This window comes from Streptomyces sp. NPDC025833, assembly GCF_055558055.1.
The window spans coordinates 1-13,336 of record NZ_JBVHNF010000028.1 but is presented as its reverse complement, the minus strand read 5'-3'; the positions used below and the strand labels follow the sequence as shown (position 1 = coordinate 13,336).

The following is a 13,336-nucleotide window of genomic DNA, read 5'->3' as shown; positions in this document are numbered from 1 at the left end:
TACGGGAACGGGACGGCCGTGGTTACGCGGGGGCGGCGGCCTCGCCGATGTCCTCGCCGAGGTGGGTCATCAGGTCCCCCACCTCACTGATGACCGGTGCCGGGCTCGCCGCCTGCCGGGTGGCGTCCCTGATCCAGTCCGTCGCCGCCAGGGCGAGCCGGGTCGCGTCCTGCGTCCGGTGCTCGAAGAGCAGTTCGTCGATGCGGTAGGCGATGTCGCCGAGCGTCTCCACGCCGGTCTCCGGGGGCAGGACGCCCTTCAGGGGGGCGGGGAGCGGCTGACGGCCCCGGCAGGAGCGCAGCGCCTCGACGACCGCGGGATCGTCGCTGTACCGGTCGAGGTTGCCGGTCAGGGCGAACAGCCGTGCCGTCAGCCGCGGCAGCCCGGGGTGGCCGTCCAGCCATTCCAGCAACCGGCGTTCGCCGCCGAGGTGGTCGGTGACCTGGCTGAGGCGCTCCTTGGCCCGCGGGGACAGGGACCAGCCCAGGGGCAGGACCTCGGCGACCTCCTCCGCCAGCCTCGCCTCCTGTTCCGGGTCCAGGGTGCCGTCGACGAAACCGAGGACCTTCGACTCCTCCAGCCCGAACCGGTCCGGACCGGGACGGCGCGACGCGCCGCGTGCGGGGTGCGGCGCGAGGCGCAGCAGGTCGCTGACGAGATTGCTGAGCGGCTTGTCGTGCACGGATCCTCCCGGGACCGCTGTGTGGATGTCTCCCGCGGCCGGCGCGCTCCGGCCGGGGCCGACGTGCCACCGTCCCGCTCCACGCGCTCGTCCCACAGTTGCACCCCACTGTGCCGACATGTGCACCGGCGTGCGCGTCCGAGGACCCAGTCGGGCGACCGGCCGCCCGCCGGGAAGCCGAACGGGAGGCGGTGCGCGACGGCCTCGCCGGCCCGCGCCACGGACGGCTCCGCCGGCTCGGCCCCGGCGTTCCGCGGCAGCCGCGGCTCCCCGGCCGCCGCGGTGGGCTCAGTCCGGCTCGGGCCGGGACCGCAGGTGTCGCATCTGGGCGTGGCTGAGGTCGTGCGCCCGTCGCATGTGCCGGGTGATCACCTCCAGTTCGTCCTCGGTGTGGTCGTCGAGGAGTCCCTGCCAGGTCTGGTAGAGGTCGTCCCACACCGCCGTGACCCGGGCGATGCGGTCCGGTACCGGGCTGACCAGCACGCGGCGGCGGTCCCGCGGGTCGAGGGCGCGGGACACGTAGCCGCCGCGTTCGAGCCGGTCGACCAGGCGCGTGGCCGAGCCCGTGGTCAGGCCCGTCATGTCGGCGACCTGCCTGACCGTGAGCGGCCCGGGCTCCACCGTCAGCAGACTGAGGCACTGCACGTCGGTCGGGTGCAGTCCGAGATGGTCGGCGATGGCCTGGTTGAACAGCACGTACGCCGCCAGGTAGCGACGGGACTCCCTCGACAACTCCTCGTACAGCCGGGCCCGACGTGAGTCCGTCATCTGGGTCGCACCTCCAAATCGCTGCGCGGCGCAGCATATTGCCCTAATCTCCTGCGTGGCGCAGTCAATGTGTCGCGCAGCAATCCTACGTGTTGGAGAACCATGCTCACCGTCGCCGTCACCGGAGCCACCGGAGCCCAGGGCGGGGCAACCGCCCGCGCCCTGCTCGCGGCAGGACACCACGTGCGGGCGCTCACCCGCCGGCCCGCCTCACCCGCCGCCGATTCCCTGCGCGCCCTCGGCGCCCAGGTTCACCACGCCGACTTCGACGACCGCCCCTCGCTGGCGGCCGCCCTCACGGGAGTGGACTCGGTCTTCGCGGTCACCACCCCGTTCGGCACCGACACCGCCACCGAGGTCCGGCAGGGCGGAGCCCTCGTCGATGCCGCGGCACAGGCCCGCCTCGGGCACATCGTGTTCACCTCCGCCGCCCACGCCGACCGAGGCACCGGCATCCCGCACTACGAGAGCAAACACCAGGTCGAGCAGCACCTGCGGGCGGCCGGAGTGCCCTGGACGGTGATCGCCCCGGCCGCGTTCATGGACAACTACACCACCGGCTGGACCCTCGACGGACTGCGCGAGGGCACCTTCGCCTGGCCCATGCCCGCCCACCAGCCCCTCACGCTCATCCCCGCCGCCGACATCGGCGCCTTCGCCGCGCTGGTCCTCCAGCGCCGCGACGAGTTCACCGGCCACCGCATCGACATCGCCTCCGACGCACGCACCCCCGCCCAGACGGCGGAGATCCTCACGACCGCCACCGGTCTCCCGGTCGCCCACCGGGAGGTACCCCTCGCCCATGTCCGGACCCGGTCGGCCGACCTGGCGGCCATGTTCGAGTACTTCGGCACCGTAGGTCTCGACGTCGACGTCAGCGGGCTGCGCCGCGACCACCCCGAGGTCGGTTGGCACGGCTTCACCGACTGGGCCGTCGCCCAGGACTGGCCCGCCCTCCTGTCCGCGGCGCCCGCACACCGGTGACGCCCGGCATCGAGCAGAGCACATGAAACCGATCGGCTACCGGCTCAACCGCACCGGCGAGGCACTCACCCGCCACATGAAGGGCATGCCGGAGGAGTTCGGGCCCACCCGCATCACCTGGCAGGTCCGCAACGTCGTCCGGAACAGCCCGAGCCGCTCCCCGGAGGAGTACCGCACGGCCGTCCGTGTCCTGGAGCGCATGAGCCGCCAGCTGGAAGGGGTGACGAACGCCGGCCGTCGAACTCGGCTGGACACGACGCCCCGCGGAGGTGCCGGCCGGACGGGCCCGCGGCGCCCGGCACGCCCGCCGGCCGCGCGACCGCCCCTGCCGATCGGCCGCCGCCATCGCTGTGCGGCGCTCCCCCGCCGGAGGGAGCATGGAGGAAAGGCGCCCGACAACCGAACGTCCCACCCCCGGGGACGGGGCCACGACGTGGGGGCACGGTCATGATCCACCAGAGGGACACCCACCCGGCCCTGTGCCGTGACCGCGCGCTCGCCGCCACCGTGCAGACCGTGATCGAACGGCTCGGGGCGGACGCCGGCCTGGCCTACCTGATCGGTGAGGACCACCGCACCCTGCACGGCGCCGTCATCGGCGGCTCCCAGCCGGCCCTCTTCGCCATGCCCGAGCGGGTCGACGTCGACTCCCCCTACGCCACGGCGGCCGCCTACCGCACGGGGGAGACGGCCACGGCGGGCTTCCCCACGCCCCACCCGCCCGGTCTCCGGCTCGCCGCGCGCGTCCCCTTCCCGTACTCGGTCGTCGCCGTGCCCCTCGACACCGCGCGCGGCCGGGTCGGGGTCCTCGCGTGCGTCTGGGTCCCCCCGCGCACCCGTTTCCTGCCCGCCCGCGAGACCGGCTGGCTGAAGGAGACGGCCGCCGCCCTCGGCCGGGCCCTCGACGTCATGGCCGGGCACGGCACCGACATGCGCCCGGGCCCGAAACCCGCCCTGCTCCCGGTCCGGCCGCACCCGCCGGCGGACCGCCCGGACGCCGGTGGCGGCACCGGCTGGGGGCTGCCCGGCTGCCCCGGTTCCGCCGAGGCCGGCTTCATGTACCAGGTCCACCGGCTGGCCGCCGAGCTGAACGAGGCGACGAGTGTCCAGGACGTCATGGCCGTCGTCCGGCAGCGTGTCATGACGCCGTTCGGTGCCTCCGCCTTCGTCGTGCACACGTGCAAGGACGGCCGGCTCTGGGTCGCCGGGCACAGCGGGTACCCGGCCGCCGCCCTCCGGCTCCACCACGGCGCCACGGCCACCCCGCACCGCCCCGACGCCGACGCCCTGCTCACCCGTACCCCGGTCTACGCCGAGGACCGGTCCACGCTCCTGAAGTCGTACCCCCACGCCGTCGACGACGGCCTCGAAGGCATCGCCTGCCTGCCCGTCCTGGCCGGCGGCCGCCCCCTGGGCGTCTGCACCCTCGGTTTCTCCCACCCCCGCGCCTTCGGTCCCGCCGAACAGGCCGTGGCCTTGCTGATGATGGATCTCCTCGGCCCCGCCCTCGAACGCGCCACGCTCACCGAGAGCACCCGCCGGCTGGCCGAGAACCTGCGCGAGGAACTCGTGCCCCGCGATGTCGTCGAGGTGCCCGGCATGATCACGACCGCCCGCTACGTCCCCGCCCCGTCCACCTCGGGACTCGGCGGCGACTGGTACGACGTGATCCCGCTGTCCGGCGGGCGCCTGGCCCTGGTCGTCGGCGACGTCGAAGGCCACGGCGTCGACAGCGGCATCGTCATGGGCCAGTTGCGCAGCGCCGTACGGGCCTACGCCACCGAGGGCCACTCCCCCGGCGCCGTGCTCACCCGCGCCAACCGCCTGCTGAGCGAGCTGGACACCGGCCTCATGGCCACCTGCTGCGTGATCGGCCTCGACACCACCACCGGCACCGCGGAGACCGCCCTCGCCGGCCACCCCCCGCCGCTCATCCGCACCCCCGACGGGACGCTCACCACCCCGGCGCCGCCCGCGGGCATCCCCCTCGGCATCGACCCCGACACCGAGTACGGCACGACGGACACCCCCCTCGCCCCCGGCACCCTCCTCTTCCTCTACACCGACGGGCTCACCGAGACCCGGCGGCTCGACACCAACTCCTGGGCCCGCAACCTCCTCACCCCGCCACCGCCCGCTCTCGACCAGCTCGCCGACCACCTGATCCGCCACGCCGGCGCCCACACCACCCACCACGACGACGTGGCCCTCCTCATCGCGTACTACGAAGGGCCCCAGCCCGGTTCCGGCCGCCGTATCACCGGGATGCACTGCCGCCGCCACGATCTCGACGCCGTCAGGTCCGCCCGGCAGTTCATCACCGACAGCCTCCACACCTGGGGGCTCGACGACCTCATCGACCGGTTCCAGCTCATCACCTCCGAGATCGTCACCAACGCCCTCGTCCACGCCGACAGCGACGTCGACCTCCGCCTGCGCGAGTTCCCCGACCACCTCCGTCTCGAAGTGCGCGACACCGACCCCACTCCCCCGCTGCCCGCCCACGCCGGTGACAGCGGCCGGCACGCCGAGCACGGCCGCGGTCTGCTCCTCGTCGACGCCCTCTCCACCCAGTGGGGCAACATCCCCACCGGGCAGGGCAAGACGGTCTGGGTCGACATGTACAACGACACGTGAACCGGACCGGTCCCCGCGGAACCCCCGGGCGAGGGCCCGCGATGCGTACAGGTGAACGGTACGGCCATCCCGCCGGGTGAGTGGGCGGTGCCGATGCGGGCAGATCGTCTTCTGAGGGAATAGTGATGAGGTTCCTGTCCGGTGTCTTCAAGGAGGGGTGTCCTGGCCATGGCCGACGATGCCTTGTTGTTCGTCCTGCCCGAGCGTCATCCGCGTCTGGGCGCGGCCCTGTCAGCGGTCGGTGAGTTGGAGTGTGCCGGGAGCCCCGCGGTGCACGGCTGGCTCCAGGCCCACGGGATCCCCGCTTCCTCCGAACGCGTCAGGATCGTTCCGGCAGGCGCCGAGGTGCTCATCCCGGAGGACGCGGAACGCCTGCCGGTTCCGCTCAGCGAGCAGGAGACGCTGCGGGTCGAGCACGCGTGTGCTCCCGCGTCCGTGACGGACCTGGAGGCGGAGCTGCTCGATTTCCGGGACACCACCCAGGACTGGCAGTCGCTGGTGCACCGCGCCATCACCGCCGGCATCCCCGCGCCGCGCATCGCGCAGCTCACCGGCCTGGACCCCCAGGACATCGTGCAGGCCGTCGGCGACTGACCCGCCGCTCCCCCGCCGGCCCCGCGGTGCCGGCAAGGGGGCGGTCCGGCCCGTCAGCCGGGGTCCGTGCAGCCGAACAGGCCGGCGTGCCCGGGCGGAAGCTGGGTGAGGAGGCGGCGCAACAGGGCGGCGTCCGCGACCTCGGCGAGGGTGGGGAGCACGGCGTCGATCTCGCGCCTGGCCTCGGCGAGGTCCTCGTTGCTGCGGCAGGCCACCGCCTGCACGAACGAGGCAGGCGTCAGGGGCTCGTTGGCCGGCTCGCTCGCGGTCAGCAATGGGCCGCACCCGTCCGGCAGCAGGGCCGCCAGGTCGGTGCGGTCGTCGCCCACCAGGTGGGCGCCGAGGACCTCCAGCACGTTCTGGACGGCTCTGGCCCCCTGCTGCGTCCGGTCGTAGCCGGCGCGTTCGGTGACCTGGGTGAGGAAGGTGTCCAGGCTCCATTCCATGGCAGCTCCTGTCGTCGGTCTCCTGCTCGCGGCGGGCCGTACGGCACGGCCGGCGGGGCTCCCGGAGGCGGGGCTCCGGGGGGCGGGGCTCCGGGGGGCGGGGGGCATCACGCGGGCGCGGCGGTGCGAACGATGCGGTGCACGTTGGCGACGCTGCCGCACCGTGCCGTCAGCAGGTCGTCCTCGGTCCGGGCGAAACCGGCGCCGAGTTCCTCCCGGCACCGCCGGCTGAGGCTCTCCCGCGCCCAGTTGACGAGGATGCGCTCCTCCTCGTCCGAGTGGCGCGCGGTGGCCAGGGCCAACTGCCCCAGCCTCCAGTCCCATTCGGCGGAGCCGACCTCGCGGACCTGGAGGAGCGCGAACACGATCTTGACGGCCTCCTGGTGCGCGGCCTCGATGTGCTCGACGGTGGCGGTTTCCTCGAAGGTGGCGAGGACGGGGTGCACGGAGGTGCGCTCGGCCTCTCCGTGAGCGATCATCAGGTGGGCGAAGTCGTGCAGCGCGGTCCGGCGGTCGGCCTCGGAACTGCGCATCAGGCGGAGCAGATCTTCCAGCCTCCGGTGATCTGCGAGGATCATCTCGACGACGTCCTGTTCCGGTGTCATGGGATGTGCCTCCTCCTCGTAGGGACTGTCACCTCCCGATACCCGGACCATTGCCGCAAATTCCGACCTTTGCCCCATTTGCCCGACTCACCCAGGTCACACAGGGTCCCGGTGCGGCAGCGCACATCTGATGCCCCCTCAGCCACGGGGCTTCGGCCACCGGCGCCCCGGCCGATGCGGACACACACGTAGGTCCCGGCCGTTCCCGGCCGGGACCTGTTGACGTGCCGTCCGCGCCGCGGCGCTCAGGCGTGCGCGGCTACCAGCGGTACCAGCGGCCCTTACGGCCGCCGCTGTCCGCGGAACGGACGACGAAGCCGAGCAGCCAGACCACGAGCACGATCACCGCGATCCACCACAGCGCCTTCAGGGCGAAGCCCGCGCCGAAGAGGATCAGAGCCAGCAGAAGAACCAGAAGCAGGGGAACCATTGTCATCAACCTCCTGGCCACCGCATGCCCCCGCTTCCTCGGCGCAAGCACACACATTCCGCGTTACTTCCACGTGGTGGAGGGCATGCGCGCGCCGCGTGCACGGACCGCCGTCGCGGGGATGGCGCCGGAGGTTCAAGTCGTGGTGTTTACCGGGACGGTGAGGGGTCATGCGCACAGCCAGCAGTCGACACCGGCACCGAGGAAGGTGAGCAGCATGTCCGCCAGTGAGAAGGCCCGCGCCAAGGCCGAGCAGGCAGTCGGCAAGGCGGCCCAGGCCGCCGGACGTGCCACGGGCAACAGGAAGTTGGTCGCCAAGGGACACGCCGCCGAGGCCGCGGGCAACGCCCGCGAGGCGAAGGAGTCGCTGAAGGACACCGGCCGGCACTGACGGCCGGGACACGGGCAACGGGGGCGCTCTCGACACCGGGAGCGCCCCCGTTCTGCATGTCCGCGCCCCCGGTCCGGGACGCGGCGAGCCCGTCGGACGCGTCCGGCCCGCGCCCCGTCGTGCGGGCGCGGTTCGCGCGCGGGACACGGGAGGTCATGGCGGACGGAGTGCCGTACGGCAGCGCCTGGGGCGCGGGGCGCCCCTATACCGTCGCCGCGGGCCGGGGATCCCGCTCGGACCGGGCCGCCTCGGTGGCGGTGTAGGCGGAAGTGAAGGTGAACGCGCGCGGGGACGGTCCGTGCGCCCGCAGCCCCGCCAGCCGGTCCAGGGCCTCCTCGACGGTCGGGAGGTGCCCGGCGGGCACCCACCAGAGCACCAGGTGCGCCTCCACGTTCCGCTCGAACCATTCCCGGCGCCGCCGCATCACGTCCAGGTGCCCGCTGCGGTAGGAGAAGTCCCACAGGGCGTCCCGGGTCTCCCACACCGACAGGTTGACGATGACGTGCTCGCCCGCGGGGCGCAGGCGGGTGGCGTCGGCCTCCCCCTCCTCCACGAGCCGCCACACGAATCCGGGCGCGGCGTCGGCGGCGGCGTTGACCGGGTCGAGCATCTCGACGAACGGCGCCACACGCGGGTCGTCGAGCGGGTGGCGGAGTGTGGCGACGTTGAGCTGGGCGAGGTGGAAGGCGTGCTGGGATGCGGTCATGACCACATCCCAGCACGCCCCCGTTTTCTATGTCAATGAATATTGTTTTTAGAAGGCTCCACCACCACGCAGCACTCCCCCGGCCGAGCGTCCATGCGGGCACTGACGGGTCCGTCCGCACCCAGCAGCCCCTCCAGCAGCGCGAGATTCATGCCGCAGACGAGGGGCGGGAAGCGTTCGGCCACGGCGTGGAAGGGACAGTTGCGCATCCGGACGACGCGCGCGCCCTCCCCGGCAGACTCCCCGGCGTCCGAGCCGTCGGCGTCCCCGGTGGCCTCCAGGTGCGGTTCGTAGCCGCGGGCCGCCAGCATCTCCATGGCCTCCTCGACGTCGCCGCAGGGCGCCGCCGAGCCGCGCAGGGCCTCGCCCCGGCGACGGGCCGCCGCGCTGAGCCCGGCGTCCAGCCCGGCCCCCTCGGCCACCTCGGCGAGCAGTTCCGCGGCGGTGCGGTAGTCGCGGGCGGGCAGGGACACCGTCCGTTCGGCCCGGGCCCGCGTGTACACCTTGGCGGGCCGGCCCGCCCCCGGGCCCGAGCGGCCCGTGAGGCGCCGGCTGCCGCTCTCCAGCAGCCCGGCCTCCGTCAGCCTGTCCAGATGGTGTGCGGCGAGCGAGCGCGTCACCCCGGCCGCCTCGGCGGCCTCGTTGCGGCCGACCTCGCGGCCCTGGGCCGTCACGTACTCGTAGAGGCGGCGCCGTACGGGGTCCTGCAGCGTCGCGATCGCGTCGATGTCCTCCATGCGCCCAGTCTAGGAACAACGCAGGTTGGAGTTAGAAGGGCGGAGGCGCGCCCCGCCGTCCCGCGCGCGTCCGCCGTCCCCCCGCCTCGCCGCGCGCCGGGCCGGCCGATCGGGCCGGTGATCGGCTCGCCGGGTGACCCGGCCGCGGTGCAGTGTGGAGGCATGGACACCCGGCAGGGCTGGGCCCGGGTCTGGCGGCCGCGGCGGTCGAACCACGCTCTCCTAACGATCCCGGTCGCGCTCATCCTGGTGATCACGGCCGTCGACCAGTTGGTCCCGGAGGACGTGCACCTCGGCCCGCTGCTGGTCATCGCCCCCGCGCTCACCGTGGCCTTCGCGGGCCCCCGGCTGACCGCGCTGGTCGGGTTCCTCAGCGTGGCGGCACAGGCGTACGTCGGCTGGCACTTCGGCATGCTGTTCTCGCGCAACGTGGTCGTGCAGGTCCTCGCCCTGGCGGTGCTGTCGATCCTGATCGTGTTCTTCTGCGCGGCACGCGAACGCCACCAACGGCAGCTCGCCCGGGTGCGTTCCATCGCGGAGGCCACCCAGCACGTCCTGCTGTGGCCGCTGCCCGAGGAACTGGGCAGCGTGCAGATCGCCGTGCTGTACATGGCGGCCGAGGACGAGGCGCAGATCGGTGGCGACCTGTACGCCGCCACACCCACCGACTCCGGCGTCAGGATCCTGATCGGTGACGTGCGCGGCAAGGGGCTGCCGGCCATCGGCGAGGCCGCCCTGCTCATCAGCGCCTTCCGGGAGGCCGCCCACGAGCACGCCGGCCTGCCCATGCTGGCCGCCGCCCTGGAGAGGAGCGTGACCCGCAACCTGCACCAGCTGGAGCGCGAGGAGGAGACCGGGGAACGGTTCGCCACCGCCTTGCTGGTGGAGGTGCCGGAGGAGGACCGCGTCACCCGGATCATCAGCTGCGGGCACCCCCCGCCGCTGCTGCTCGGTCCGGACGGCGCGGTCACCGTCCCCGTGCACCCGGCGCCCCCGCTCGGCATCGGCAGACCGGACCCGGAGGCCTACACCGTCGACGTGTTCTCCTTCGAACCGGGCGACACCCTCCTGCTCTACACCGACGGTGTCATCGAGGCGCGCGACTCCTCACGCGCCTTCTACCCCCTCGCGGAGCGGGCCGCCCTGTGGGCCGGGAGCACCCCCGAGAAACTCGTGCACCACCTCAGGAGCGACCTGCTCTCCCACGCCGGCGGCCGCCTCGACGACGACGCCGCGGTCATCGCCCTGTGCCGCGTCCCCGGTCCGCACCACGGCCTGTGACGGTGGCTTTCGGACAGTACCCGCCGGTATCGACGTCACCGGGTCGTGGTTCGGGGCAGGATCACCTTCATGAGCTGCGAAGACACCGCCGGCTGTCTGCGGTGGGAAATCCAGTGGCACGAGCCGTTCAGCCGGGTGTGGATCTGCAAGGACCACGGACGCGCCACCACCGGAGCCGATCCCGCCGAGCTGGGCCGGGCGCTCCTGGCCGGCTACCTCGCCAACAGGTCGGCTCGTCACGGGGACACGTTCCGCGCCGTCGTCCGCACCGACAAGGGGGACCGGTCGACCGTCACCGCCGACGAACTGCCCGCCGCCGGCTGGACGTCCGATCCGGCGATCCGGCAGGTCCTGCCCGCCTATCTACGGAGTTCGGCGGTCTGACGGCACACCCGCCCGACTCACCGCTCACGCGCACCGGGGACGGGCACGCTCACCGCTCACGCGGGCGGGCGAGCTGCTCGCGCACCCAGGCGGGATCGGGGTTGGTGTACGACCGCCCCGCCACGACGACCGTCGGCACGGTCTCGTTCCCGTCGTTGACCGCCCGCACCTCCGCGGCGCCCTGCGGATCGCGCCAGATGTCCACCCAGTGCACGCGGCGGGCGCCGCCGCCCAGGCGGAAGCGCAGACGCAGACAGTACGTGCAGCCCGGCCGCCAGTAGACGACCGGCCGGCCGTCGGCCGCGCTGCGGCGGCGCGCCTCCTGCGCGCCGAGCGACCTGGGGAACGCCAGGGGCGAGTTCACGCCCGCGAGCACCACGAAGAGCAGCAGGAGCACCGCGGCGGTGCCGGTCTTGCCCTGGACGGCCGACTCGGTGGCGAGGGCCGAGCCGCAGAGCACGAACAACAGGGGCAGGGTCCACACGCGGATCATGCGACGCAGGGTACCGGGCGGTCGAACGGCGCGAGGTACCAGGCGGATCAGGCGAAGCGAGCGGGACCGGGCGGAACCTGCGAGGCGAGGTGACCGTGGGCCGGCGCGCGCCTCGGACCCGGCCGGCGGACCCGGCTCCTGGGCGCGGCCCTGGCCCCGGGCACCCGCGGACGCCGCCGACCGGGTCCGGCGAGGCCACGGACCGTGCCCGTTCGCAGGCATGGCGTGGGCGTCACGGGGATATCCGCAGCTCATGACAGTGCGGGTGATGATGCGTGAGACCGATCGGCGCCTGACCCAGTGGCTGGCCGCCTCCGCCCCGCCGGGCGTGCACCGGACCCTGTCGGCGGTCGAGGAGTGCGCGCAGGGTTCCAAGTTGTGGTGCGGTGCGGCCCTGGTGATGGCCTGTACCGGCGGCCCTCGCGGGCGCCGCGCGGCCGGGGCGGGCCTGGCGGCGCTGGCACTGGCGCAGTTCCTCTCCAACGGGCTGTGCAAGCAAGTGGCCGACCGGCCCCGGCCGCCCAAGGAGTGGATCCCGCACGACGAGGTCGACGACCGTCCCGAGTCGTCCTCCTTCCCGTCGGGGCACACGGCGGCCGCCGCGGCCTTCACCTCGGCCGTGTTCCCCGCCTGGCCGGCCATGGGGATGCTGTGCGCGGTCCCGGCCGCGCTGGTCGCGGTCGAACGGGTGCAGAGCGGCGCGCACTATCCCAGCGATGTCGCCGCGGGCGCCGTGACCGGCCTGGTCAGCGCCTGGGTCGCCCGGCGCGCACCGGTGCGGGCGCTGCGCGGCCGGCTCTCGTGACCGGCCCCACGCGCTTGGCGATGTCCGCACCGGTGGCTCGCAGCGACTCCATGCCTTCCGGGGAGACACCGACCCACCAGAGGACGAGGAACCCTGGTCCTTGCTCATGAGGCCGTGATTGGGCCGGCGTGGGAGTGATCGGTGCCGATCGGTCGAGCGCGTCGGACTCGGTGGGCACTCGTGGCTGCCGTCGGCCGGTCGCGCTGGAGCCGCAGAGGGATGCCGATGGTCGTCGGTTTCGGCGACCTGCCGCTCCAGGTGCTCGAGGATCGCCCGCAGGCGGCGCGGATCAGGCAGCCGGCCGGACATGACGGGCACCGTGCGGCGCCCATGCCTGCGAGAACACGCCAGTACAGGCGCGACATCACTGGGCCGACAACCGGAGCAGACGCCGACGCAGCTCTAGCCCGTGCGTTCGGGGCCCGGGTCTTCGTGATCGACCCTTGCCCGCCGCAGGAGTTGGCGGCTGTCGCCCGACGCGCGGTGGATGATGGCGCGGATCTGCTCGGGGTGGCCGGCGGAGACGGCACGCAGGCGCTTGTCGCCGAGGTCGCCGCGGAGAGCCACTTGCCTTTCCTGGTGATTCCGGCGGGTACTCGCAATCATTTCGCGATGGGCCTTGGCCTGGACCGGGTAGATCCCTCAGCGGCGCTGGAGGCCCTCACGGACGGCGTCGAGCTGCGCGTGGACCTTGGGCACGCCGGCAATCGGGTGTTCGTCAACAACGTGTCGTTCGGAGCGTATGCCGCCCTACCCCGGCGAAACCCCCGCCCAGGCCGCCGTACGCGAACTGTCCGAGGAAACCGGCCTAAACGCCCTTCCCGGCGCCCTCAATCTGGCCCAGACCCTCATCCATCACCAAGGCGACGGCACCCCCGACCGCATCGGCCCCTTCTACACACTCACCGGATACACCGGAGAACCCCATAACCGCGAACCCCGCCCAGCCCTAACGCCCACCCCCACCCGCGGACACACCCGCCCAACGACGCCCGAACAGGCACCACCCCTGCGGCCCCGGTGAGCACACTGCCTGGGTTCCTTGCCGCAGTCGGTCCCGGAGCCGTCCCCGCGGGTGCGGGGAGCGCCGACGCCCTCGGTGAGATGACTGGCCCGGACACGCCCGCTGTTCGTCTCCCAGCCACCACCTCGGTCGCTTCCAGCGCGCTGACCTGCGGCAGTCCGTCTTCTGTCGCCGGGAAACGGCGAACGGCACCGGTCACGGGGGCGAAGCCCCGGGGCCGATGCCGTTCCGTTTCGCTGTCCGGATACGGAGTCCCACATGCGGCGTCCGGACTCGGGCCCGGGCAAGTAATGCGGCTACGGACGGACGCGGATCGCCGGTCGCGGTCAGCGCGACCGCCGCCCGGTGAAGAGGCGGTACAGCAGGAGC

The 13,336-nt window shown here is 73.3% G+C and carries 16 protein-coding genes and 2 pseudogenes; 9 read left to right on the top strand and 9 right to left on the bottom strand.

Annotated elements, in window-relative coordinates:
- Window positions 1-22: 22 nt before the first annotated feature.
- Window positions 23-682, bottom strand: coding sequence for a hypothetical protein (locus ACZ4K2_RS34460; protein WP_467480271.1), 660 nt, complete (start codon window positions 680-682; stop codon window positions 23-25).
- Between the two features lie 288 nt (window positions 683-970).
- On the bottom strand, window positions 971-1,450 hold the full coding sequence (locus tag ACZ4K2_RS34455; RefSeq protein WP_467480273.1) for a MarR family winged helix-turn-helix transcriptional regulator: 480 nt from the start codon (window positions 1,448-1,450) through the stop codon (window positions 971-973).
- A gap of 102 nt (window positions 1,451-1,552) precedes the next feature.
- Here ACZ4K2_RS34455 and ACZ4K2_RS34450 point away from each other — a divergent pair, with 102 nt between their 5' ends.
- The 3 genes from ACZ4K2_RS34450 (at window position 1,553) to ACZ4K2_RS34440 (ending at window position 5,665) form a co-directional block, all read left to right on the top strand.
- Window positions 1,553-2,434 carry an NmrA/HSCARG family protein gene (locus ACZ4K2_RS34450; protein WP_467480275.1) on the top strand — a complete coding sequence of 294 codons (882 nt, stop codon included), beginning with the start codon at window positions 1,553-1,555 and terminating at the stop codon, window positions 2,432-2,434.
- Between the two features lie 447 nt (window positions 2,435-2,881).
- Complete coding sequence (locus tag ACZ4K2_RS34445) at window positions 2,882-5,071, top strand: SpoIIE family protein phosphatase (protein ID WP_467480277.1); 2,190 nt, start codon at window positions 2,882-2,884, stop codon at window positions 5,069-5,071.
- Between the two features lie 168 nt (window positions 5,072-5,239).
- Window positions 5,240-5,665 carry a DUF6003 family protein gene (locus ACZ4K2_RS34440; RefSeq protein WP_467480279.1) on the top strand — a complete coding sequence of 142 codons (426 nt, stop codon included), beginning with the start codon at window positions 5,240-5,242 and terminating at the stop codon, window positions 5,663-5,665.
- 53 nt (window positions 5,666-5,718) lie between these two features.
- On the opposite strand, the gene ACZ4K2_RS34435 is transcribed toward ACZ4K2_RS34440, so the two are convergent.
- The 3 genes from ACZ4K2_RS34435 to ACZ4K2_RS34425 all read right to left on the bottom strand — a co-directional run bounded on the left by ACZ4K2_RS34435 (window position 5,719) and on the right by ACZ4K2_RS34425 (window position 7,146).
- Window positions 5,719-6,111, bottom strand: coding sequence for a DUF2267 domain-containing protein (locus ACZ4K2_RS34435; RefSeq protein ID WP_467480281.1), 393 nt, complete (start codon window positions 6,109-6,111; stop codon window positions 5,719-5,721).
- A 107-nt stretch (window positions 6,112-6,218) separates the two neighbouring features.
- A complete protein-coding gene (locus ACZ4K2_RS34430) occupies window positions 6,219-6,716 on the bottom strand; it encodes a hemerythrin domain-containing protein (RefSeq protein WP_467480283.1) in 498 nt (165 codons plus the stop codon).
- Between the two features lie 259 nt (window positions 6,717-6,975).
- Window positions 6,976-7,146 carry a DUF5670 family protein gene (locus ACZ4K2_RS34425; protein ID WP_059247750.1) on the bottom strand — a complete coding sequence of 57 codons (171 nt, stop codon included), beginning with the start codon at window positions 7,144-7,146 and terminating at the stop codon, window positions 6,976-6,978.
- A 217-nt stretch (window positions 7,147-7,363) separates the two neighbouring features.
- Here ACZ4K2_RS34425 and ACZ4K2_RS34420 point away from each other — a divergent pair, with 217 nt between their 5' ends.
- Window positions 7,364-7,537 (top strand): CsbD family protein, encoded by a 174-nt coding sequence (locus ACZ4K2_RS34420; protein ID WP_467480285.1) that lies wholly within the window; start codon window positions 7,364-7,366, stop codon window positions 7,535-7,537.
- Between the two features lie 202 nt (window positions 7,538-7,739).
- On the opposite strand, the gene ACZ4K2_RS34415 is transcribed toward ACZ4K2_RS34420, so the two are convergent.
- Both ACZ4K2_RS34415 and ACZ4K2_RS34410 read right to left on the bottom strand, forming a co-directional pair.
- The gene (locus ACZ4K2_RS34415; RefSeq protein ID WP_467480288.1) at window positions 7,740-8,243 is read right to left on the bottom strand and encodes a DUF3291 domain-containing protein; all 504 of its coding nucleotides are present in this window, start codon (window positions 8,241-8,243) and stop codon (window positions 7,740-7,742) included.
- A gap of 32 nt (window positions 8,244-8,275) precedes the next feature.
- Entirely contained in the window at window positions 8,276-8,980 is a 705-nt protein-coding gene (locus ACZ4K2_RS34410) for a helix-turn-helix transcriptional regulator (RefSeq protein WP_467480290.1), read from the bottom strand.
- A gap of 162 nt (window positions 8,981-9,142) precedes the next feature.
- On the opposite strand from ACZ4K2_RS34410, the gene ACZ4K2_RS34405 reads away from it, so the two are divergent.
- Together ACZ4K2_RS34405 and ACZ4K2_RS34400 are read left to right on the top strand one after the other, a co-directional pair.
- The gene (locus ACZ4K2_RS34405; RefSeq protein ID WP_467480291.1) at window positions 9,143-10,261 is read left to right on the top strand and encodes a PP2C family protein-serine/threonine phosphatase; all 1,119 of its coding nucleotides are present in this window, start codon (window positions 9,143-9,145) and stop codon (window positions 10,259-10,261) included.
- 69 nt (window positions 10,262-10,330) lie between these two features.
- On the top strand, window positions 10,331-10,645 hold the full coding sequence (locus ACZ4K2_RS34400; protein WP_467480293.1) for a hypothetical protein: 315 nt from the start codon (window positions 10,331-10,333) through the stop codon (window positions 10,643-10,645).
- 49 nt (window positions 10,646-10,694) lie between these two features.
- On the opposite strand, the gene ACZ4K2_RS34395 is transcribed toward ACZ4K2_RS34400, so the two are convergent.
- Window positions 10,695-11,138, bottom strand: a complete 444-nt coding sequence (locus ACZ4K2_RS34395; protein WP_467480295.1) for a glutaredoxin domain-containing protein — start codon at window positions 11,136-11,138, stop codon at window positions 10,695-10,697.
- Window positions 11,139-11,406: 268 nt separating this feature from the next.
- Between ACZ4K2_RS34395 and ACZ4K2_RS34390 the strand changes: the two genes are divergently transcribed.
- Window positions 11,407-11,943: a phosphatase PAP2 family protein gene (locus tag ACZ4K2_RS34390; protein WP_467480297.1), complete on the top strand. Its 537-nt coding sequence runs from the start codon at window positions 11,407-11,409 to the stop codon at window positions 11,941-11,943.
- 4 nt (window positions 11,944-11,947) lie between these two features.
- On the opposite strand, the pseudogene ACZ4K2_RS34385 reads toward ACZ4K2_RS34390, so the two are convergent.
- Window positions 11,948-12,034, bottom strand: a pseudogene (locus ACZ4K2_RS34385) (MarR family transcriptional regulator); the annotation flags it as partial.
- A gap of 314 nt (window positions 12,035-12,348) precedes the next feature.
- Between ACZ4K2_RS34385 and ACZ4K2_RS34380 the strand changes: the two are divergent.
- Window positions 12,349-12,696 (top strand): annotated as a pseudogene (locus ACZ4K2_RS34380) (diacylglycerol/lipid kinase family protein); the annotation flags it as partial.
- Window positions 12,686-12,967: an NUDIX domain-containing protein gene (locus ACZ4K2_RS34375; protein WP_467480299.1), complete on the top strand. Its 282-nt coding sequence runs from the start codon at window positions 12,686-12,688 to the stop codon at window positions 12,965-12,967. The pseudogene ACZ4K2_RS34380 and the gene ACZ4K2_RS34375, both read left to right, overlap by 11 nt.
- Window positions 12,968-13,336: the final 369 nt, after the last annotated feature.

Coding starts and splice junctions, on each gene's coding strand:
- ACZ4K2_RS34445 (WP_467480277.1), top strand. CDS start 2,882: ATGATCCACCAGAGGGACACCCACCCGGCCCTGTGCCGTGACCGCGCG.
- ACZ4K2_RS34395 (WP_467480295.1), bottom strand. CDS start 11,138: ATGATCCGCGTGTGGACCCTGCCCCTGTTGTTCGTGCTCTGCGGCTCG.
- ACZ4K2_RS34440 (WP_467480279.1), top strand. CDS start 5,240: ATGGCCGACGATGCCTTGTTGTTCGTCCTGCCCGAGCGTCATCCGCGT.
- ACZ4K2_RS34420 (WP_467480285.1), top strand. CDS start 7,364: ATGTCCGCCAGTGAGAAGGCCCGCGCCAAGGCCGAGCAGGCAGTCGGC.
- ACZ4K2_RS34425 (WP_059247750.1), bottom strand. CDS start 7,146: ATGGTTCCCCTGCTTCTGGTTCTTCTGCTGGCTCTGATCCTCTTCGGC.
- ACZ4K2_RS34390 (WP_467480297.1), top strand. CDS start 11,407: ATGATGCGTGAGACCGATCGGCGCCTGACCCAGTGGCTGGCCGCCTCC.
- ACZ4K2_RS34405 (WP_467480291.1), top strand. CDS start 9,143: ATGGACACCCGGCAGGGCTGGGCCCGGGTCTGGCGGCCGCGGCGGTCG.
- ACZ4K2_RS34430 (WP_467480283.1), bottom strand. CDS start 6,716: ATGACACCGGAACAGGACGTCGTCGAGATGATCCTCGCAGATCACCGG.
- ACZ4K2_RS34435 (WP_467480281.1), bottom strand. CDS start 6,111: ATGGAATGGAGCCTGGACACCTTCCTCACCCAGGTCACCGAACGCGCC.
- ACZ4K2_RS34410 (WP_467480290.1), bottom strand. CDS start 8,980: ATGGAGGACATCGACGCGATCGCGACGCTGCAGGACCCCGTACGGCGC.
- ACZ4K2_RS34400 (WP_467480293.1), top strand. CDS start 10,331: ATGAGCTGCGAAGACACCGCCGGCTGTCTGCGGTGGGAAATCCAGTGG.
- ACZ4K2_RS34455 (WP_467480273.1), bottom strand. CDS start 1,450: ATGACGGACTCACGTCGGGCCCGGCTGTACGAGGAGTTGTCGAGGGAG.
- ACZ4K2_RS34415 (WP_467480288.1), bottom strand. CDS start 8,243: ATGACCGCATCCCAGCACGCCTTCCACCTCGCCCAGCTCAACGTCGCC.
- ACZ4K2_RS34375 (WP_467480299.1), top strand. CDS start 12,686: ATGCCGCCCTACCCCGGCGAAACCCCCGCCCAGGCCGCCGTACGCGAA.
- ACZ4K2_RS34450 (WP_467480275.1), top strand. CDS start 1,553: ATGCTCACCGTCGCCGTCACCGGAGCCACCGGAGCCCAGGGCGGGGCA.